The organism is Streptomyces tendae, assembly GCF_008632955.1.
Classification (GTDB): domain Bacteria; phylum Actinomycetota; class Actinomycetes; order Streptomycetales; family Streptomycetaceae; genus Streptomyces.
The window spans coordinates 303,762-323,312 of sequence record NZ_CP043959.1 but is presented as its reverse complement, the minus strand read 5'-3'; the positions used below and the strand labels follow the sequence as shown (position 1 = coordinate 323,312).

General features: G+C 72.5%; 16 protein-coding genes. 4 read left to right on the top strand and 12 right to left on the bottom strand.

Going from position 1 to position 19,551, the window contains the following annotated elements:
* Window positions 1-51: 51 nt before the first annotated feature.
* The 3 genes from F3L20_RS01555 to bldG all read right to left on the bottom strand — a co-directional run bounded on the left by F3L20_RS01555 (window position 52) and on the right by bldG (window position 3,672).
* Window positions 52-2,460 carry a sodium-translocating pyrophosphatase gene (locus tag F3L20_RS01555; protein WP_150151360.1) on the bottom strand — a complete coding sequence of 803 codons (2,409 nt, stop codon included), beginning with the start codon at window positions 2,458-2,460 and terminating at the stop codon, window positions 52-54.
* 321 nt (window positions 2,461-2,781) lie between these two features.
* Entirely contained in the window at window positions 2,782-3,219 is a 438-nt protein-coding gene (locus tag F3L20_RS01550; RefSeq protein WP_150151357.1) for an ATP-binding protein, read from the bottom strand.
* Between the two features lie 111 nt (window positions 3,220-3,330).
* Complete coding sequence (gene bldG / locus F3L20_RS01545) at window positions 3,331-3,672, bottom strand: anti-sigma factor antagonist BldG (RefSeq protein WP_024885807.1); 342 nt, start codon at window positions 3,670-3,672, stop codon at window positions 3,331-3,333.
* Window positions 3,673-3,751: 79 nt separating this feature from the next.
* Here bldG and F3L20_RS01540 point away from each other — a divergent pair, with 79 nt between their 5' ends.
* Entirely contained in the window at window positions 3,752-6,499 is a 2,748-nt protein-coding gene (locus F3L20_RS01540) for a DEAD/DEAH box helicase (RefSeq protein WP_240810816.1), read from the top strand.
* On the opposite strand, the gene F3L20_RS01535 is transcribed toward F3L20_RS01540, so the two are convergent.
* The 7 genes from F3L20_RS01535 to ssd form a co-directional block, all read right to left on the bottom strand.
* Window positions 6,432-6,773: an Rv3654c family TadE-like protein gene (locus F3L20_RS01535; RefSeq protein ID WP_240810815.1), complete on the bottom strand. Its 342-nt coding sequence runs from the start codon at window positions 6,771-6,773 to the stop codon at window positions 6,432-6,434. The two genes, F3L20_RS01540 and F3L20_RS01535, sit on opposite strands and share 68 nt — an antisense overlap.
* A gap of 86 nt (window positions 6,774-6,859) precedes the next feature.
* Entirely contained in the window at window positions 6,860-7,246 is a 387-nt protein-coding gene (locus tag F3L20_RS01530; RefSeq protein WP_150151350.1) for a TadE family type IV pilus minor pilin, read from the bottom strand.
* Window positions 7,233-7,442, bottom strand: coding sequence for a DUF4244 domain-containing protein (locus F3L20_RS01525; RefSeq protein ID WP_145829264.1), 210 nt, complete (start codon window positions 7,440-7,442; stop codon window positions 7,233-7,235). The genes F3L20_RS01530 and F3L20_RS01525 overlap by 14 nt, the downstream gene beginning before the upstream one ends.
* Window positions 7,443-7,531: 89 nt before the next feature.
* Entirely contained in the window at window positions 7,532-8,320 is a 789-nt protein-coding gene (locus tag F3L20_RS01520; RefSeq protein ID WP_150151348.1) for a type II secretion system F family protein, read from the bottom strand.
* Entirely contained in the window at window positions 8,317-9,243 is a 927-nt protein-coding gene (locus F3L20_RS01515; RefSeq protein ID WP_150157181.1) for a type II secretion system F family protein, read from the bottom strand. Before F3L20_RS01515 ends, F3L20_RS01520 begins: the two co-directional genes overlap by 4 nt.
* A gap of 20 nt (window positions 9,244-9,263) precedes the next feature.
* Window positions 9,264-10,481, bottom strand: a complete 1,218-nt coding sequence (locus F3L20_RS01510) for a TadA family conjugal transfer-associated ATPase (protein WP_240810814.1) — start codon at window positions 10,479-10,481, stop codon at window positions 9,264-9,266.
* Window positions 10,478-11,584, bottom strand: a complete 1,107-nt coding sequence (gene ssd / locus F3L20_RS01505; RefSeq protein WP_150151345.1) for a septum site-determining protein Ssd — start codon at window positions 11,582-11,584, stop codon at window positions 10,478-10,480. The genes F3L20_RS01510 and ssd overlap by 4 nt, the downstream gene beginning before the upstream one ends.
* A 578-nt stretch (window positions 11,585-12,162) precedes the next feature.
* On the opposite strand from ssd, the gene F3L20_RS01500 reads away from it, so the two are divergent.
* Window positions 12,163-12,996 (top strand): HAD family hydrolase, encoded by an 834-nt coding sequence (locus F3L20_RS01500; protein WP_150151342.1) that lies wholly within the window; start codon window positions 12,163-12,165, stop codon window positions 12,994-12,996.
* Window positions 12,997-13,406: 410 nt separating this feature from the next.
* On the opposite strand, the gene F3L20_RS01495 is transcribed toward F3L20_RS01500, so the two are convergent.
* On the bottom strand, window positions 13,407-14,231 hold the full coding sequence (locus F3L20_RS01495; RefSeq protein ID WP_150151339.1) for an oxidoreductase: 825 nt from the start codon (window positions 14,229-14,231) through the stop codon (window positions 13,407-13,409).
* Window positions 14,232-14,332: 101 nt separating this feature from the next.
* On the opposite strand from F3L20_RS01495, the gene F3L20_RS01490 reads away from it, so the two are divergent.
* Window positions 14,333-15,313 (top strand): ATP-binding protein, encoded by a 981-nt coding sequence (locus F3L20_RS01490; RefSeq protein ID WP_167534440.1) that lies wholly within the window; start codon window positions 14,333-14,335, stop codon window positions 15,311-15,313.
* A gap of 3 nt (window positions 15,314-15,316) precedes the next feature.
* Here the strand turns inward: F3L20_RS01490 and F3L20_RS01485 are convergent, their stop codons facing one another.
* Window positions 15,317-16,582: a polysaccharide deacetylase family protein gene (locus tag F3L20_RS01485; protein ID WP_150151333.1), complete on the bottom strand. Its 1,266-nt coding sequence runs from the start codon at window positions 16,580-16,582 to the stop codon at window positions 15,317-15,319.
* A 332-nt stretch (window positions 16,583-16,914) separates the two neighbouring features.
* Between F3L20_RS01485 and F3L20_RS01480 the strand changes: the two genes are divergently transcribed.
* Entirely contained in the window at window positions 16,915-19,401 is a 2,487-nt protein-coding gene (locus tag F3L20_RS01480) for a bifunctional SulP family inorganic anion transporter/carbonic anhydrase (RefSeq protein WP_150151330.1), read from the top strand.
* Window positions 19,402-19,551 lie beyond the last annotated feature (150 nt).

The window sequence follows — 19,551 nt, the reverse complement described above, 5'->3', positions numbered from 1 at the left end:
CGCGTCAATCCGCGCCGTCCGCCCGCAGCTTGATCCGGTGCCCGGAGACCGCTATCCGGAAACCACGGCCGGATCGGGCGACTTGGGCCGGGGCCCGGCGTCGTCCTCGTCGTCCACGGCGATTCCGCGCCGCTTGGACACGTAGACCGCGGCGATGATGACCAGCGCCGACAGCACCGCGATGAGCACCCGCATCCCCACGCTCCTGTCCGCGCCGTAGGAGAACTCGATGACCGCGGGCGCGATGAGCAGCGCCACCAGGTTCATCACCTTCAGCAGGGGGTTGATCGCGGGACCGGCGGTGTCCTTGAACGGGTCGCCGACCGTGTCACCGATGACGGTGGCCGCGTGGGCCTCGCTGCCCTTGCCGCCGTGGTGGCCGTCCTCGACGAGCTTCTTCGCGTTGTCCCAAGCGCCGCCGGAGTTGGCGAGGAACACCGCCATCAGCGTGCCCGTGCCGATGGCGCCCGCGAGGAAGGCTCCCAGGGGCCCGACGCCGAGCGTGAACCCGATGAAGATGGGCGCCATGACGGCGAGCAGACCGGGCGTGGCGAGCTCCCGCAGGGCGTCCTTGGTGCAGATGTCGACGACCTTGCCGTACTCCGGTGTCTCGCTGTAGTCCATGATCCCGGGCTTCTCGCGGAACTGCCGCCGTACCTCGTAGACCACCGAACCCGCCGACCGCGACACCGCGTTGATCGCCAGCCCCGAGAAGAGGAAGACGACCGCCGCGCCGGCGATCAGCCCGACGAGGTTGTTGGGCTGCGAGATGTCCATCATCAGGCTCAGCGGCGCGCCGTCACCGGTGAGCCGTTCGCCCACGTCTCTGGCGCCCGTGGTGATGGCGTCCCGGTAGGAGCCGAACAGCGCCGCCGCCGCGAGCACCGCCGTGGCGATGGCGATGCCCTTGGTGATGGCCTTGGTGGTGTTGCCGACCGCGTCCAGGTTGGTGAGCACCTGGGCGCCCGCGCCCTCGACGTCGCCGGACATCTCGGCGATGCCCTGCGCGTTGTCGGAGACGGGGCCGAAGGTGTCCATCGCGACGATCACCCCGACGGTGGTGAGCAGGCCGGTGCCGGCCAGCGCCACCGCGAACAGCGCGAGCATGATCGACGTGCCGCCGAGCAGGAACGCCCCGTACACGCCGAGGCCGATCAACAGGGCGGTGTAGACGGCCGACTCGAGACCGACGGAGACCCCGGCGAGGATCACGGTGGCCGGGCCCGTGAGCGACGTCTTCCCGATGTCCCGGACAGGGCGCCGGGTGGTCTCGGTGAAGTAGCCGGTGAGCTGCTGGATCAGGGCGGCGAGCACGATGCCGATGGCCACCGCGACGAGCGCGAGGATCCGCGGGTCGCCGCTCTTCCCCAAGATCGCTTCGTCGGTCACCCCGTCGAGGCCGGCGTACGACGACGGCAGGTAGACGAACACGGCGATCGCGACCAGCACGAGCGAGATCACGGCGGAGATGAAGAACCCGCGGTTGATCGCGCTCATGCCGCTGCGGTCGGCGCGCCTGGGCGCCACCGCGAAGATTCCGGCCATCGCGGTGATCACCCCGATCGCGGGGACCAGCAGCGGGAACGCCAGCCCTGCGTCGCCGAACGCCGCCGAACCGAGGATCAGCGCCGCCACCAGCGTCACCGCGTACGACTCGAAGAGGTCGGCCGCCATGCCCGCGCAGTCGCCGACGTTGTCGCCCACGTTGTCGGCGATGGTCGCGGCATTGCGCGGATCGTCCTCCGGAATGCCCTGCTCGACCTTGCCGACCAGGTCGGCGCCGACGTCGGCGGCCTTGGTGAAGATGCCGCCGCCGACCCGCATGAACATCGCGATCAGCGCGGCCCCGAGGCCGAAGCCCTCCAGCACCTTCGGCGCGTCGGCCGCGTACACCAGCACGACACAGGCGGCGCCGAGCAGACCCAGCCCCACCGTGAACATGCCCACGACGCCGCCCGTACGGAAAGCGATCTTCATCGCTTTGTGCGAGACGGTGGTGAGATCCTTTTCCGGCTCACCCTCGGCCGGAGTGGCTTCGCGGGCCGCCGCGGCGACCCGGACATTACTGCGCACGGCAAGCCACATGCCGATATAACCGGTGGCCGCCGAGAACGCCGCTCCGATCAAGAAGAACACCGACCGCCCGGCACGCTGATTCCAGTCGTCCGCGGGCAGCAGCATGAGCAGGAAGAACACGACCACGGCGAATACGCCGAGGGTGCGCAGCTGGCGGGCCAGATAGGCGTTGGCGCCCTCCTGTACCGCGGCTGCGATCTTCTTCATGCTGTCGGTGCCCTCGCCGGCCGCGAGTACCTGGCGTACCAGGACCGCCGCGACCGCCAGCGCCGCCAGGGCCACGATGCCGATGGTCACCACGAGCACGCGGTTCTCGTCGGTCAGCACGGCGGCTGCGAGGGATGTGGGTTGGCCCGACTCGTATGAGGTGGAAAGCCCCGCCATTCGTCCTCCTTGACGCTTGGGCTGAGCTCAAGATGTGGACGGGATTGTAGGTACCGGAACCTGATCAAAACAGACCGCGAGAAATGTAAATGGCCTGCATGCACTCTTTCCCATTGATCACCGGGAGGCCATCGACCCGAAATCGGTAATGCCCTTGAGGCATTCTCGTGATCGAATTTCAGAGCGCCTGAGCGATAGTGAACGAATTCACGCGATCAACCGCTCGGGACCACTGTAAGCACGGTCCGCGGAACCCGCACATGCCGAAGGGCCCCCGAGCAGGGGGCCCTTCGGAAAACGGTCGGCGTACGGGTGAACCGGTCAGGTGAACAGCGCGGCCGGCGACGTGGCGGGCCACCTCATGCGGATCGATCCGCCGCTCTCCCCCGCACTCACCTCGACGTCGTCGACGAGGCCGCTGATGACCGCGAGGCCCATCTCGTCCTCCTCGGTCTCCGCGTCCGCGTCACCCGGCGCAGCTCCCGCCGCACGGGCACCGGCGGGGGCATGGGGCGCCTCGTCGCCGACCTCGATGGAGAACTGCTTCTCCTCCTCGATCAGCAGCACCTTCACAGGCGCCGAGATGCCGGAGTTCTGGTGCAGGCCGACGGCCCGGGTGCAGGCCTCGCCCACGGCGAGCCTGACCTCGTCGAGGACGGCCTCGTCGACTCCGGCCCTGCGCGCCACCGCCGCCGCCACGAGACGGGCGGTCCGGACGTGCTCGGGCAGCGCGCTGAAGCGGAGTTCGACGGTGGCCATGCATCCCCCTCGCGACTACGGGCGTGCGGTGAGGAGGCCGGGCTGCCGAAAGCCCGGCCCCCCTCGTGTGTCTCTCGTGCTGCCCGGGCACGACGGCCCGGGAGCGGGTGTTCAGTCGGTCGCCGCCACCGCTTCCTCGACCGAGGTGTGAATCGGGAACACCTTGGTGAGGCCGGTGATGCGGAAGATCTTCAAAATGCGCTCCTGGTTGCAGACCAGGCGCAGCGAGCCCTCATGGGCACGCACCCGCTTCAGGCCGCCGACCAGCACGCCGAGTCCGGTGGAGTCGAGGAAGTCCACACCTTCCATGTCGACGACAAGGTGGAAACTGCCGTCGTTCACCAGCTCGACCAGCTGCTCGCGCAGCTTGGGCGCGGTATATACGTCGATTTCGCCACCGACCCTGACGATCGTGCGATCGCCGATGGTCTCGGTCGACAAGGACAGGTCCACGGATCCTCCAGCACCTAGCTATCGAGCGGTCGCCCTTGGGACATCTCGGCTCAGCCCCCGGGACGGTTCGCCAGCCGCCATGGCATTCAATCACTTACCGGCAGGCGTGCACGACGCCTTGGCCCCATTGTCCGTCACGCCAGTGACACACTCGGTGCCGATGGCCAAGAATCACCGATCCGATCGACCCCCGACGGACACGCGATCCAGGACCGCCGCGCCGGGCGCCGTCCTGGACCGGCTCGCGTCCGGACCGAGCCGGGCTTCGCGCATTACCCATACGGAGCACTTGCCCCCGCGTGCGGGTCGGCATGCCGTCTGGCCGGACCGGATCCGCGCGGAGGTCGTCGCCGCGGTGCGGGCCGCGGGCATCGAACACCCCTGGGCCCACCAGGCACGGGCCGCCGAGCACGCCCTGGACGGCGAGTCCGTGGTCGTCGCGACCGGCACGGCCTCGGGGAAGTCCCTGGCGTATCTGATGCCCGTCCTGTCCACGCTGCTGGACGGCGCCGAGGCCCCGAACGGCAGGGGCGCCACGGCGCTGTACCTCTCCCCCACCAAGGCCCTCGCCGCGGACCAGCTCCGGTCCGTGAAGGAACTTTCACAGCCACTGGGCCATTCGGTGCGCGCGGCGGTCCACGACGGCGACACGCCGTTCGAGGAACGCGAGTGGATCCGCCAGTACGCCAACTACGTGCTGACCAACCCGGACATGCTGCACCGGAGCATCCTGCCGTCCCATCCCCGCTGGGCCTCCTTCCTCAAGTCGCTGAAGTACGTCGTCGTCGACGAGTGCCACACCTACCGGGGCGTGTTCGGCTCGCACGTCGCCCAGGTGCTGCGCCGGCTGCGGCGGCTGTGCGCCCGCTACGGCTCGTCGCCCGTGTTCCTGCTGGCCTCGGCGACCGCCGCCGAGCCGGCCGTCGCCGCCCGCCGCCTCACCGGGCTGCCGGTGGTCGAGGTGGCCGACGACGCCTCACCCCGCGGTGAACTGGTGTTCGCCCTCTGGGAGCCGCCCCTGACCGAGCTGCACGGCGAGAGGGGCGCCCCGGTGCGCCGCACCGCCACCGCCGAGGCCGCCGACCTGCTGACCGACCTGACCGTGCAGGGCATCCGCTCGGTCACGTTCGTCCGCTCCCGGCGCGGCGCCGAGCTGATCTCCGTGATCGCCCAGGAACGCCTCGCCGAGGTCGACCGGTCGCTGGCCCGGCGGGTCGCGGCCTACCGGGGCGGCTACCTCCCCGAGGAGCGCCGCGCCCTCGAACGCGCCCTCCACTCCGGTGAACTGCTCGGTCTCGCCGCCACCAACGCCCTCGAACTCGGCATGGACATCTCCGGCCTGGACGCCGTGGTCATCGCCGGCTACCCGGGCACCCGCGCCTCCCTGTGGCAGCAGGCCGGCCGCGCCGGACGGTCCGGTCAGGGCGCCCTCGCCGTCCTAGTCGCCCGCGACGACCCCCTGGACACCTTCCTCGTCCACCATCCCGAGGCGCTCTTCGACCGGCCCGTGGAGTCCACCGTCCTCGACCCCGACAACCCCTACGTGCTCGCCCCGCACCTGTGCGCCGCGGCCGAGGAACTCCCTCTGACGGACGACGACCTCGCCCTCTTCGGTCCCGCGACCGAGGACCTGCTGCCGCAGCTGGAGGCCGCGAAGCTGCTGCGCCGGCGGACGAGGGCCTGGCACTGGACCCGCCGCGAGCGGGCCGCCGACCTCACCGACATCCGCGGGGAGGGCGGCCGGCCGGTCCAGGTCGTCGAGACCGGGACGGGCAGGCTGCTGGGCACGGTCGACGCGGGCGCGGCGCACACCAGCGTCCACGAGGGCGCGGTCCACCTGCACCAGGGCCGCACCTACGTCGTCCGCTCCCTCGACCTGGAGGACTCCGTCGCCCTGGTCGAGCAGGCCAGCCCGTCCTACACCACCGTGGCCCGCGACACCACGTCGATCTCCGTGCTGGAGACGGACACCGAGATCCCGTGGGGTGACGGGCGCCTGTGCTTCGGCTCCGTCGAGGTCACCAACCAGGTGGTCTCCTTCCTGCGGCGGCGGGTCATCACCGGCGAAGTGCTCGGCGAGACAAAACTCGACCTCCCTCCTCGTACGCTGCGCACCCGGGCCGTGTGGTGGACGGTCACCGAGGACCAGCTGGACCGGGCGCGGATCAACCCGGAGATCCTCGGCGGCGCCCTGCACGCGGCCGAGCACGCGTCCATCGGCATGCTGCCGCTCTTTGCCACCTGCGACCGCTGGGACATCGGCGGCGTCTCGATCCCGCTGCACCCCGACACCCTGCTGCCCACGGTCTTCGTCTACGACGGCCACCCGGGCGGCGCGGGCTTCGCGGAACGTGCCTTCCACACCGCCCGCTCCTGGCTGACGGCGACCCGCCAGGCCATCGCCTCCTGCGAGTGCGACGCCGGCTGTCCCTCCTGCATCCAGTCCCCGAAGTGCGGCAACGGCAACGACCCTCTGCACAAGCGGGGCGCCGTCCGGCTGCTCACCGTCCTGCTGGAAGGTGCGCCGCCCGAGAAGCAGGACGAGAAGCAGGACGAGGGGGCGGACGGGAAGCGGGAGGAGAAGCCGGAGGAGGGGGCGGACGGGAAGCGGGACGAGAAGCCGGAGGAGGGGGCGGGTGACGCGGAGGTGCCCGAGGCGGCGGCAGCCACGCGGGGGCCGGAGGCCGCCCAGGCGGCCGAGGCTGCGGAGGAGCCGACGGCTGCGGGAGCCCGGGCGGACGCGGAGGTTGCCGGCGAGGTCAGCGAGCCAGGCGCGGGCCCGGCTGCGGAGGCTGCGGCGGACCGGCAGGTCCCGCCCGGGCCCTGACCTCCACCGTGAAAGGTCCTCGGCCGGACGCCACCGACACGTCCGACACCTCGCCGGTCATCGCGCACCGCACGAGCCGGGCGTCCTGGGCCCGGGCCACCCGGTCGGCCCGCGCGCAGGCCGCCTCCGCACCCTGTACCCAGTGGTCCGCGGCGGCGAGTGCCGCGAGGTCCGCACCGCCCGCCGCCCGGTGCCGGACCACCACGGCGTGCCCCAGGGCGAGCACGACACCGAACACCACGCACAGCACGGCGATCGCGCCGACACTCCACACGGACGCCGACCCTTGGTCCGAGCACCGCCGGGAGGTGCGGCGAACCGCCGGCGATCTCGCGCGCCCCCGCCCGTCACAGACGCCCTTCACGTCCTCCTCCCCTCAGCCCCCGGCGCCACCGCCACCGCCTCCTCCGCCGCCGCGACGGCTTCCTCCCTCAGCTCGAAGGGCAGCCCTCTCAGCATCGGCGCCCTGGCCACGACGGTCACCCGGACCTGCTCGGCGTCCCGGCTGACCGTGACCCTCGCGCCGGCCGGTGCTGCCTCGCGGACCACCTCGGCCACCACGTCGGGCGGATCCTGGCGGGCCGCCGCCCGGGCACCCGCCCGGGCCGCGTCCACGCACTGGATCTGCGCGGCGACCACCAGCAGCCCCCAGACCAGCGCCGTCGCGAACAGCACCAGCACGGGCAGCACCAGCGCCGACTCCGCCGTCACGAACCCACGGTCGCCGCGACTGTCACATCCGGCCATCGAGTGCCTGCTGCACGATGTTCCGCAAGGCCGTGCTGACCGGCCCGCTGTTGACCACCTTGTAGAGCACCACGGCGAACGCCACCGCCGCGACGATTCCCATCGCGTACTCCGAGGTCACCATCCCGGCGTCCCTCCGCGCCCCGCGCACCCTGACCGTCAGGGCACGCAGCCGCGCCCGCACCACCCGATACATCCGAACCTCCATACGGGCCATGTCCGTTGTCCTCCTTCGTCATCCGTCATCCGCCATTTGTGCCGGTCCTGCCGCGCTCCCCCGTCCCCTCACCCACCCCCTTCCGCTCCGAGCACCCCGCCCGCCAGGCCGATCACCACGGGCAGCACCCCGACGGCGATGAAGGCGGGCAGGAAGCACAGCCCCACCGGGGCGCTGACCAGGACGGCCGCCCGTCGGGCCCGTGCGGTCGCCGCGCGGTTCCACCCGGCCCGGGCCTCGGCGGCGAGCCGGCCCACCGGGGCGGCCAGGGGGAGCCCGGACACGTCGGCCCGCTCCAGCAGCCGGGCCAGCGGAACCGCGCCGGGCAGTGCGGCCAGCCGGCGCCAGGCCTCGCCCGGTTCACCGCCGAGCCGTACCTCCGCCGCGCCCCGCGCCAGGGCGTCCCCGACGGGGCCGCCCAGGGTCTCCCCGACGGCCTGTGCCGCGGGTACCGGTCCGGCACCCGCCGCGATGCAGGCGGACAGGAGGTCGGCCGCGAGCGGGAGTTGCCGCGCCACCTCCGCGGTGTCGGGCTCCCGTGCCTGCGCGGCCGCCGTCTGTCGCCGGTGCCAACGCCACAGTCCTGCCGCCACGACCAGTCCCAGCCCCAGCCCGGTGAGGCCGCCCACCAGCACCCACCCGGCACCCGCGACGCCCACGTACGGCAGCCGGTCGCGTGCCGCCCTCAGCAGCGGGAGGGGCACCACCGCCTTTCTGCGCTCCCTCGCCGTCAGCGCGTCCAGGCGCCGCCGTGCCCGCCGCTCGCACCGGGCCCGGTGCCACCACGCCGCCGACCACGCGAGCACCGCCAGCGCCCCCACCGCTGTCCCCAGCCTGTGGACGACGTCTCCGCTCATGACGCCGCCTCCTCGGCGCCCCGCATGATGCGGAGGACCCACCACAGGCCCAGCCCTTCCAGCACCCCGCCGGCCGCCAGACATACCAACCCCGACGGCGTGTGCAGCAGGACGTGCAGCGGATCGGCGCCCAGGGCCGCGCCCAGCGCCAGCCCCACGACCGGGAGCCCCGCGAGCATCACCGCCGTGGCCCGGGCGCCGGCCAACTGGGCGCGCAGGTCGGCACGCTGGTCCCGCTCGGCACGCAGCGCCGCCTCCAGCCGGTCGAGACCGTCCGCGAGGCCCGCGCCCTGGTCCACCGCCACGCGCCAGCAGGCGGCGAGACCGCGCAGCCCCTCGGCGCCCGGCTGCCGGGCCGCCGCCGCGAGCGCGTCCGGCACGTCCCCGCCGAACCGCGCCGCCGCCAGCACGGCCGCCTGCATGTCGCCGAGTCCGCCGGAGTCCCGGACGGCCGGCAACAGCGCCTCACCGGGCTGCCGCCCGGCCCGTAGTTCCCCGGCGAGCGCCCCGCAGAGCGCGATCACCGCGTCCGCCCGGCTTTCCCGACGCCCGCGGTCGGCGGTTGCGCGCCGCACTCTCCGCAGCACGGGGACCCCGGCCGCCCCCGCGACGACCGGCAGCACCGACGCTCCCAGAACCGCCAGCACCACCCCCGCGGCCAACGAGACGCAGTCGAGGGTCAGCCGCCGCAGCAGCCGGTTACCCGCGCGCACCACGCGTGGCCGCCATCCCGGAGGCCCGGCGTCCCCCGCGCCCTCCCCGACGACCGCACCCCCGCGGGTGACCTCTCCCCCGCCGGTGGCCGCACTCCCACCGCGGATCGCGCTCCCGCCGGCGCAGAGCGCCCGCACCCGTCTGGCTTCCGCGTGGCCGCCGCCCAGCAACCAGGCCGCGGCTCCCAGGCACGCGACCGCCGCGCCCATCGACGTCCCGGTCGCCCCGTTCACGAGCCGACCGCCTCTCGCGGCGCCCGGGCCTCGTCGTCGTGCGGGGCGCGCAGCAGCTCCCGCAGGCGCGGCCATCCCGGTTGGGCGACGAAGGTCTCCGGCCCCCACCGCAGCGCCGGTGCCGTCCGCACCAGCCCCGAGGCGTCCCGTTCCAGCACGTGCACCTCGGCGATCCGTCGCCTGCCGTTCCGGTCGCGTACGAGGTGCAGCACCACCGACAACGCCGCCGCCAGCTGGCTGTGCAGGGCGAACCGGTCGAGCCCCGCTGCCGTACCGAGCGCCTCCAGCCGGGCGGGCACGTCACTCGCCGCGTTGGCGTGAACTGTTCCCGAGCCGCCTTCATGGCCCGTGTTGAGAGCGGCGAGCAGATGGACCACCTCCGGCCCGCGCACCTCGCCCACGACGAGACGGTCCGGCCTCATCCGCAGGGCCTGGCGCACCAGGTCCTCGAGGGTGACCAGTCCCGCGCCCTCCTGGTTGGCGGGCCTGGTCTCCAGGCGCACGACGTGGGGGTGGTCGGGCCGCAGCTCGGCCGAGTCCTCCGCCAGCACGATCCGCTCGTCGTGCCGGACCAGCCCCAGCAGGGCGCTCAGCAAGGTCGTCTTGCCGGTGCCCGTGCCCCCGCTCACCAGGAAGGAGAGCCGCGCGTCCATCAGGGCCCGCAGCATCCGGTCGCCGCCCGGTGGCACCGTCCCCGCCGCCACCAGCTCGTCGAGCGTGAAGGCGCGTGGCCGCACGACCCGCAGGGACAGGCAGGTGCCGCCCACCGCGACCGGCGGAAGCACCGCGTGCAGACGGGTGCCGTCGGGAAGCCGCGCGTCCACCCAGGGCCGCGCGTCGTCCAGGCGCCGGCCGGCCACCGCGGCGAGCCGCTGCGCCAGGCGCCGGACGGACGTCTCGTCCGGGAAGGCGACCGTGGTGAGCACCAGACCCCCACCCCGGTCCACCCACACCCGGTCCGGTGCCGACACCAGCACATCGGTCACCGTGGGGTCGGACAGCAGCCGCTCCAGCGGTCCGCTGCCGACCAGCTCGGACCGCAACTGCTCGGCCGCCCCGAGCACTTCCGCGTCACCGAGCACCCGGCCCTGTTCCCGCAGGGCCTGCGCCACCCGGGCGGGCGTCGGCTCGGCCCCGCTCTCGGCCAGCCACCGCCGCACCCCGTCCAGCAGACCGGGCGGCATCCCCGCCCCGGTCATCTCCGCGCCGCTCATGCCGCCCTCGCCTCCACCAGCGCGCGCTCCCAGAACTCCTTGCAGAAGCGGGCCAGCGGGCCCCGGCCCGACACCCCGGGCGGCCGCTCCGCCCCGTACGGGCGCTGCAGCACCGTTTCGAGAGGCACCTCCCCGACGAGGGGCAGCCCGAGCAGCCGGGCCACCTCGCGATCGTCCAGGCCGGGCGCATACGGTCCGCGGACCGCGACGCGCAGGTCGCGCAGGACCATGCCCACGGCGGAGGCGACACGGCCCGCCGCGGCGACGGCGCGCAGCTCCGCGGGGACCACGAGAAGCGCCAGGTCGAGCTGGGCGAGAACCTCGGCGACGCCCTCGTCGACGCGTCGCGGCAGGTCGACCACGACGGTGCCGCCCCCGCGCCGGGCGGCGGCGAGCACCGCGCGCACGGCTCGCGGCGGCACCGCGAGACAGTCACCGCGGTCCCAGCTGAGCACCCGCAGCGAGTGCAGTTCCGGCAGCGACTCCTCCAGCGCCCCGCCTCCGACCCGGCCGTGCGACGCGGCGAAGGCGGGCCAGCGCAGCCCCTTGGCCGTCTCACCGCCGAGCGCCACGTCGAGGCCCCCGCCCAGTGGATCGGCGTCCACGAGGAGGGTGCGCAGCCCTTCGCGGGCGGAGGTGACGGCGAGCGCACAGGCGAGGGTGGACGCTCCCGCGCCGCCCCGGCCGCCGATGACCCCGACGGTCAGGGCGGGCCGTCCGACGCCTTCGGCGACGTCGGCGATGCGATCGACCAGCCACTGCTCGCCGTCGGGCAGCATCAGCACGTGGTCGGCGCCGATCTCGACGGCCCGCCGCCAGACCCCGGGGTCGTCCTGGTCGCGGCCGACCAGGACAACTCCCGGCCTGCGGGGCGTGGAGCGGGCCAGGCGGGCGGCGTCGTCGCCGACGAGGACCAGCGGTGCGGTTTCCCAGCTTCCGCGCGGCCCGGGCAGTCCGTGGTGGACCTCCGGTGTGGCGCCGGCGGCGGCGCACAGTCGCAGCAGGTCGTCGAGGAGCCCGGTGTCCTCGGTGAGGATCAGCGGTACGGCCGGCCGGTTCCCTCCGGGCGTCGGCGGCGGGTCGTGCGTGATGGATCCGGTCATGGCGTCCCCCTGTGCTCCCTCTCTCGCGGAGGCCCTCGGGCCCCGCTCGTCCCAGGTGTGGGGAAACCGCGGAGCGGCCTCCCGTCGGACGGCCGGCGAAAACCGGCCGTACGCATCCCGGCAAAGAGAACCGCCGTGAACTCGCGGCGAGCGGGGTGCGCGGGAATGACAGTGCAGCGCTCCCGGAAATCGTGGGGATCTTGGTGGAAAACTGTGGACGGGGCGGTGCCTGTGAATATCGCGGTCACTCATACCGGTGAGGTCGCCATGCCTTCTGTGCGATTACCGCAGAGCAGTCCGACCGTTACACACGGTTATAAGTCAGGGGCATGACAAGGAAGTCCCGCCGATCGAACCGCCGGGACTCCGGCACGCAGGGAAAGGGACGGAAAATGCATCCGGACATGCGACGACCCCCGCCGGGGGGGAGAGCGGGGGTCGTCCCCACGGCCGACTCGGGGGGGGAGGAGTCGGACCGGGTTAGCACGGTCGCGAACGATCCGTGACTTCCATGGTGTACCCGAGGGCCCTCTCAGGCAAACCCACGCGCCACACCTTACGCCGAATGGGCTGCGCCTATGCTCAGGGACGTGGAAAACCACTTGTTGCCCCGTACAGCGGCCTTCTTCGACCTGGACAAGACGGTCATTGCGAAGTCGAGCACACTCACCTTCAGCAAGTCGTTCTACCAAGGCGGCCTGATCAACCGCAGGGCCGTGCTGCGGACCGCGTACGCGCAGTTCGTGTTCCTCGCCGGCGGCGCGGATCACGACCAGATGGAGCGCATGCGCAAGTACCTGTCCGCGCTGTGCCGCGGGTGGAACGTCCAGCAGGTCAAAGAGATCGTCGCCGAGACCCTGCACGACCTGATCGACCCGATCATCTACGACGAGGCCGCCACGCTCATCGAGCAGCACCACACCGCCGGTCGCGACGTCGTGATCGTGTCGACCTCGGGCGCCGAGGTCGTGGAGCCGATCGGTGAACTGCTCGGCGCCGACCGGGTCGTGGCCACCCGCATGGTGGTGGGCGACGACGGGTGCTTCACCGGCGAGGTGGAGTACTACGCGTACGGACCCACCAAGGCGGAGGCCGTCCGGCTGCTGGCCGCGTCCGAGGGCTACGACCTGGCGCGCTGCTACGCCTACAGCGACTCGGTGACCGACGTCCCGATGCTGGAGGCCGTGGGGCATCCGCACGCCGTGAACCCCGACCGGGCGCTGCGCCGGGAGGCGCTGGTACGCGAGTGGCCGATCCTCGACTTCCACCGCCCGGTGCGGCTGAAGCAGCGGTTCCCGGCATTCTCCGTCCCGCCGCGCCCCGCTCTCGTCGCGGCGGCCGCGATAGGTGCCGCGGCGGCCACGGCGGGCCTGGTCTGGTACGCCAGCAGGCGCCGCACGACGGTTGCCTGAACCTACTTTTCTCGGAGCGCTTCGCCTCCTCCGGCCACACCCGGCACTCAGGCGTCCGTTTACTGCGCCTTTGAGCCCAAAAGTAAAGAAGCGCGGCCGGGACTTCCCCTCTCCGGGAAGCCGGAGTACAAAGGAGCTAAGCGGCCCGCGAGACCAAGGACATCCGCGAGGATCCCCTTCAGAACGCTTCTGGCCCCACGGACCGAGCATGAAGACCGCGCACCCACGCGACGTCGACCCGTCGATTACGGGCCAGCCCCACCAGGTGACGGGCAAAGACCCCGACCTGATGGGCACACATCGAGGACGCTTGGTAACGCGGTGGACATGCCAGCGGCGGTACGAGTATTCGTACCGCCGCATTCTCTGCGCGAGGACAGGTTCCCGGCCCGCGCGCTCCGGCCCGCCCTTCAGGCCGCTCCGCGCTGCAGCGCCTCGCACACCGCCGTCGACTCGCGCGCGCCCAGCTCGACCGCGCGCCCGCAGTGGGTGATCCAGGCGGCCACGCCCTCCGGAGTGCCGGACACGTAGCCCTCCAGTGCCCGCAGATAGGCGTCCCGTCCCAGCTCGGCGTGGCCGACCTCGGCGGCGCACACCGACTTGGGGTCCAGGCCGCTGCCGACCAGGACGATGCGTTCAGCCGTCCGTGCGACCAGACCGTTGTGGGAGGTGAAGGGGCGCAGCGCGAGCAGCTCGCCGTGCACCACGGCGGCCGTCACCAGCGCCGGCGCCGAACCGCCCGCGATGATCAGCCCGGCCAGCCCGTCCAGCCGGCCGTGCGCCTCCGCGGCGCCCGGCAGGGGAAGCGCGACCAAGGGCTCGTCGACCTGCTCCCCCTCCTGCCGGGGACGGCCCACCTGCTCCGCCTTGTCGGCCGCCGCGACCAGGTGCAGCCGCGCCAGCACCCGCAGCGGCGACTGCCGCCAGATCGACAGCAGCTGGCCCGCCTCGGCCGTCAGCCGCAGCGCCGCACCCACGGTGCGCGCCTCGTCGTCGCCGCTGAAGTCGCTGCGCCGCCGCACCTCCTCCAGGGCCCAGTCCGCGCCGGACAGCGCCGCCGAGCCCCGGGCGCCACGCAGGGCCGCCTCGGAGGTGATCTCGTTGCTGCGCCGCCGCATGACCCGGTGGCCGTAGACCCGGTCCACGGCCTTGCGTACGGACTCCACGGAGTCGGCCACACCGGGCAGGGAGCCCAGGGCCGCGAGGGGATCGGCGGTCGCGCCCGTCGTACTCATGAGTACGACCCTACGCACCCCGGGCGCCCGCCCCACGAAGGAGTGGTCTTCTTCACGCCCGGCCGTGACGTACAGCTAGCAGTCCACTACTCTTGGTGAACATGAAAATTGCTTTCGTTGGGAAGGGCGGGAGCGGAAAGACGACCCTGTCCTCCCTCTTCATCCGTCACCTCGCGGCCGACGGCGCTCCGGTCGTCGCGGTCGACGCCGACATCAACCAGCACCTCGGGGCCGCCCTGGGCCTGGACGAGGCGGAAGCGGCCGCCCTCCCCGCGATGGGCGAGAACCTGCGGCTGATCAAGGACTACCTGCGCGGTGGCAACCCGCGCATCGCGTCCGCCGAGACGATGATCAAGACGACGCCGCCCGGCGAGGGCTCCCGCCTGCTGCGGGTGTGCGAGGACAACCCGGTCTACGACGCCTGCGCCCGGCCGGTGGAGCTCGACGGCGGCACCGTCCGCCTGATGGTCACCGGGTCCTTCACCGACGCCGACCTCGGGGTCGCCTGCTACCACTCCAAGACCGGCGCCGTGGAGCTCTGCCTGAACCACCTGGTGGACGGCCCCGACGAGTACGTGGTGGTCGACATGACGGCCGGCTCCGACTCCTTCGCGTCCGGCATGTTCACCCGCTTCGACATGACGTTCCTGGTGGCCGAGCCGACCCGCAAGGGGGTCTCCGTCTACCGCCAGTACAAGGAGTACGCCCGCGACTTCGGCGTGGCGCTGAGGGTCGTCGGCAACAAGGTGCAGGGCCCGGACGACCTGGACTTCCTCCGCGCGGAGGTCGGGGACGACCTGCTGGTGACCGTGGGCCACTCGGACTGGGTCCGGGCCATGGAGAAGGGCCGCCCGCCGCGCTTCGACCGTCTGGAGGAGTCCAACCGGCTCGCCCTGCGCACGCTGCGTGCCGCCGCCGACGCGACCTACGAGCTGCGGGACCCGGAGCGTTACACCAAGCAGATGGTGCACTTCCATCTGAAGAACGCCCAGTCGTGGGGCAACGAGCGCACCGGGGCCGACCTGGCGGCGCAGGTCGACCCCGGTTTCGTGCTCGGCGGGAGCGTCACCGCCGGCGCCTGATCCTCACTCCTTCGGCGCGGGGGAACCCGGTGCGCCCTTGGGGGCCGGGGCGGGGCCGGCGGCCAGGAAGGACGTCCAGCCCTTCTTCGGCGCCTCCCCGACGCCCAGCGTGCGCAGCTTCGCCAGGGTCGCCGGGTCCTGCGCGTCCAGCCAGTCGGCCAACTGCCGGAAGGAGACGCACCGCACGTCGGACTTGGTGCAGACCGCCTCGACGACCTCTTCGACGGCCCGCATGTAGGCGCCGCCGTTCCAGGACTCGAAGTGGTTGCCGATGATCAGTGGCGCCCGGTTGCCGTTGTAGGCGCGCTCGAAGCCCTGGAGCAGGCCGTCCCGCATCTGGTCGCCCCACATCTCGTGCTTGGCGGGGTCACCCTGGGTGGTGGTGCCGGACTGGTTGACCATGAAGTTGTAGTCCATGGTGAGCTGCTCGAAGGAGTGCCCGGGGAAGGGCACGAGCTGCATGGACAGGTCCCACAGTCCTTCCTTCTTGTCCGGCCAGACCTGGTTGTTGACGCCGCTGGTGTCGTAGCGGAAGCCCAGCTCCCGGGCGGCCTTCATGAAGTTCTTCTGCCCCTCCAGGCAGGGAGTGCGGGCCCCGATCAGCTCCTTGTCGTAGTCGAAGGGCAGCGGGGCCGCTTCCTTCATGCCGGTGTTGGTCTTCCAGGTCTTCACGAACTGCTTGGCCTGGGAGATCTCCTCCTTCCACTCGTCCACCGACCACTCCCCGACCCCGCCGGCGCTGCCGCAGAAGTGACCGTTGAAGTGGGTGCCGATCTCATTGCCCTCCAACCAGGCCAGCCGCAGCTGCTTCACGGTGTCCGTGATGCCCTGCTGGTCGTTGAAGCCGATGTCGGAGCGGCCCGGCGAGTGCTGCGGCGGGTGGTACAGGTCCCGCTTCTCCTCGGGGAGCAGGTACACGCCGCTCAGGAAGTACGTCATGGTCGCGTCGTTCTTCTTGGCGACCTTGCGGAAGTGGGAGAAGAGCTTCTGGCTGTCCTCGCCCGCGCCGTCCCAGGAGAAGACCACGAACTGCGGCGGCTTCTCACCGGGCTTCATCCGCTCGGGCCGGGGCAGGTGCGGCTGGGCGCCGGTGTACGCGGTGGAGCCGTCGCCGATCAGCCGGACGACGTTCTTCGGCGCGGGGGCCGGCTGCGCCTTCTCCTTCTCCGGTCCGCCGTCGCCGTCCGTGCCGGCTCCGCAGCCGACGAGCGAGGCGAGGGAGACCGCGACGATCACGGTGCCCGTGGCGATCCTGTGGGTGGCGGCCATTCGCCCACCTTCTTCCTTCTCTCGGGCCGAGCCTGATGAGGGGCGTTGTGTGGTGCTGCGCCGGTCCTTACCGACCGCGCCGCCAACGTCGCACGAAAGAAGAAGGGAATTAATACGACAAGCCGATGAAATGGCTACTTCACTCCTCGGAGTGACTGATGCCGCCATTTGCCCGGAAAGTCTATGCCAGCCCTTTACTCGCAATTACGCTCTGTTTACTGAGTGTTGCTCCATCCCGCCGTTCTGGGGCCGTGCCCCACGGCCGCGACCGCTCGCACCGAGCGGGGCCACCACGTCACGCGACCGCGCAGACCCGAAGGAGACGGGAGACCATGTCAGCCTGCGTTCCCGCCGGCACCACCGATTCGGCGCACACCGAGCGCGCCCACCCGCCGCACAGCCCGCCGCCGCCCGGCCGTCCCCGGCGCTTCCGCATCGCGGGCGCCGATCTCTCGGCCGCGATCGCGGTGTTCCTCATCGCCCTCCCCCTGTCCCTCGGCATCGCCCTCGCCACCGGCGCACCGCTCCAGGCCGGCCTGGTCGCGGCGGCCGTGGGCGGGCTCGTCGCCGGACGGCTCGGTGGCTCACCGCTCCAGGTGAGCGGACCGGCGGCGGGCCTCACCGTCGTCACCGCCGACCTCATCCAGCACTACGGATGGCGCACCACCTGCGCCGTCACCGTCCTCGCCGGCCTGGCCCAGCTCGGGCTCGGCTGTCTGCGGGTGGCACGCGGCGCCCTCGCCGTGAGCCCCGCGATCGTGCACGGCATGCTCGCCGGTATCGGCGTCACCATCGCCGTCGCCCAGGTGCACATCATGCTCGGGGGTCAGCCGCAGAGTTCCGTGCCCGACAATCTCCGCGCGCTCCCCGCCCAGCTGGCGCATCTGGACCCCGCGGCCCTGGCCGTCAGCGTGCTGACCCTGGCCGTCCTGCTGCTGTGGCCCCGGCTGCCGGGCCGGACCGGGCGCCTGCTGCGCAAGGTGCCGACCGCGCTCGTCGCCGTCGCCACCGCCACCGCGGTCGCCGCGGCGGCCGGTCTGGTCCTGCCCCTGGTGGACCTGCCGTCGTGGCGCAGTCACGCCCTGGCCGGGCTGCCCGAGGGTCCGGTGCTCGGCCTCGTCGCGGCCGTACTGACCACGACACTGGTGTGCAGCGTGCAGTCGCTGCTCGGCGCGGTGGCCGTGGACAAGCTGGCGGCCGCCCGGCCCGCCTCCCGGGACGTCGTCCGCTCCGACCTGGACCGTGAACTGCTGGGGCAGGGCGCGGCCAACGTCGTCTCCGGCTCCCTCGGCGGCCTGCCCGTTGCCGGGGTCGCGGTCCGCAGCACCGCGAACGTCCACGCGGGCGCCGTCAGCCGGAACTCCACGATGGCGCACGGCGTTCTGGTGGTGGCGGCCGCGCTGCTCCTGGTCCCGCTGCTGGAGCTGATCCCGCTCGCCGCGCTCGCCGCCCTGGTCATGGCCGTCGGCATCCAAATGGTGTCCCTGCACCACATCCGCACGGTGACCCGCCACCGCGAGGTCATGGTCTACGCCGTGACCACCCTCGGCGTGGTGTCCTTCGGCGTGCTGGAGGGCGTGGCGCTCGGCATCGCCGTGGCCGTCGGGGTGGCCCTGCACCGGCTCACCCGGACCCGGATCACGCATCGGGAGGAGGACGGGGTCCATCAGGTCCACGTCCGCGGTCAGTTGACGTTCCTCGCGGTGCCACGGCTCAGCCGGGCGCTGCACCTCGTGCCGCAAGGCGCCGACGTGGTCGTGTCGCTGGACGGTTCCTTCATGGACCACGCGGCGTACGAGACGCTGCAGGACTGGCAGAACACGCACACCGCGCGGGGCGGCACCGTGGAGATCACCGGCCGGCGCGCCGGGGTACGGATCGCCGAGCCCGCGGTCCTCACCTCCGGGCCCGCGGCCGAGACGGGCGCGGAAGGCGTCGACACCGGCGACTGCCGCTGCCGCCCCTGGACGGCCTGGCGCAACCACCAGTGCGACCGCCCGGCCTCCGGCCCGGACACCGCGCCCCCGCCGGGTACGGCGACCGCAGGCGACCCCGCGACGGCATGGACCCACCCCGCGGCGACCGAACCGGCACCGGCCGTCCCCGACGGGACCGGCACCCACGCCCCGGCCCGCGCGGGCGACACGAGCGGCACCCAACTGGTGCGCGGGCTCAGCACGTTCCAGCGCAGAACGGCGCCCCTGGTCCGGGGGGAGCTGGCGCGGCTGGCGCGCGAAGGACAGCGGCCCTCGCAGCTGTTCCTCACCTGCGCCGACTCCCGCGTGGTCACATCGATGATCACGTCCAGCGGCCCGGGCGACCTGTTCGTGGTGCGCAACGTCGGCAACCTCGTGCCGCCGCCCGGCACCGAGAGCGGCGACGACTCGGTGGCGGCCGCGATCGAGTACGCCGTCGAGGTGCTCGCGGTGCGGTCGATCACGGTGTGCGGCCACTCGGGGTGCGGCGCCATGCAGGCGCTGCTCGACTCCCGGCCCACCGGCTCCGTCGCCACGCCGCTGAGACGCTGGCTGCGGCACGGCGGGCCGAGCGTGGAGCGCCTGCGCGACGCCGGTGCGCCCGCGCCACGGCTGACCGGGCGGGCCCCAGCCGACGACGTCGAGCGGCTCTGCCTGACCAATGTGATCCAGCAGCTGGAGCATCTGCGCGCCCATGAGTCGGTGGCCCGCGCGTTGCGGGACGGCGCCCTGGAGCTGCACGGGCTGTACTTCCATGTGGGTGAGGCCCAGGCGTATCTCCTCACCGAGCAGGGTGAGGACCGGGTGTTCGACCGGGTGCGGGACGTGGACCTGGCGGTGTGAGACACGGCCGGATGTGAGAGGCGTTACACCTCTTGAACCGGCTTGCTCCCCGCCCCGTGGGAAGGGTTGTCGGGCCCCGTGACGACAGGGCCCGACAGGTCTAAACCAATTTCCCGTCGACCCTTGTCATCGCACCCCCGGGTCTGATGA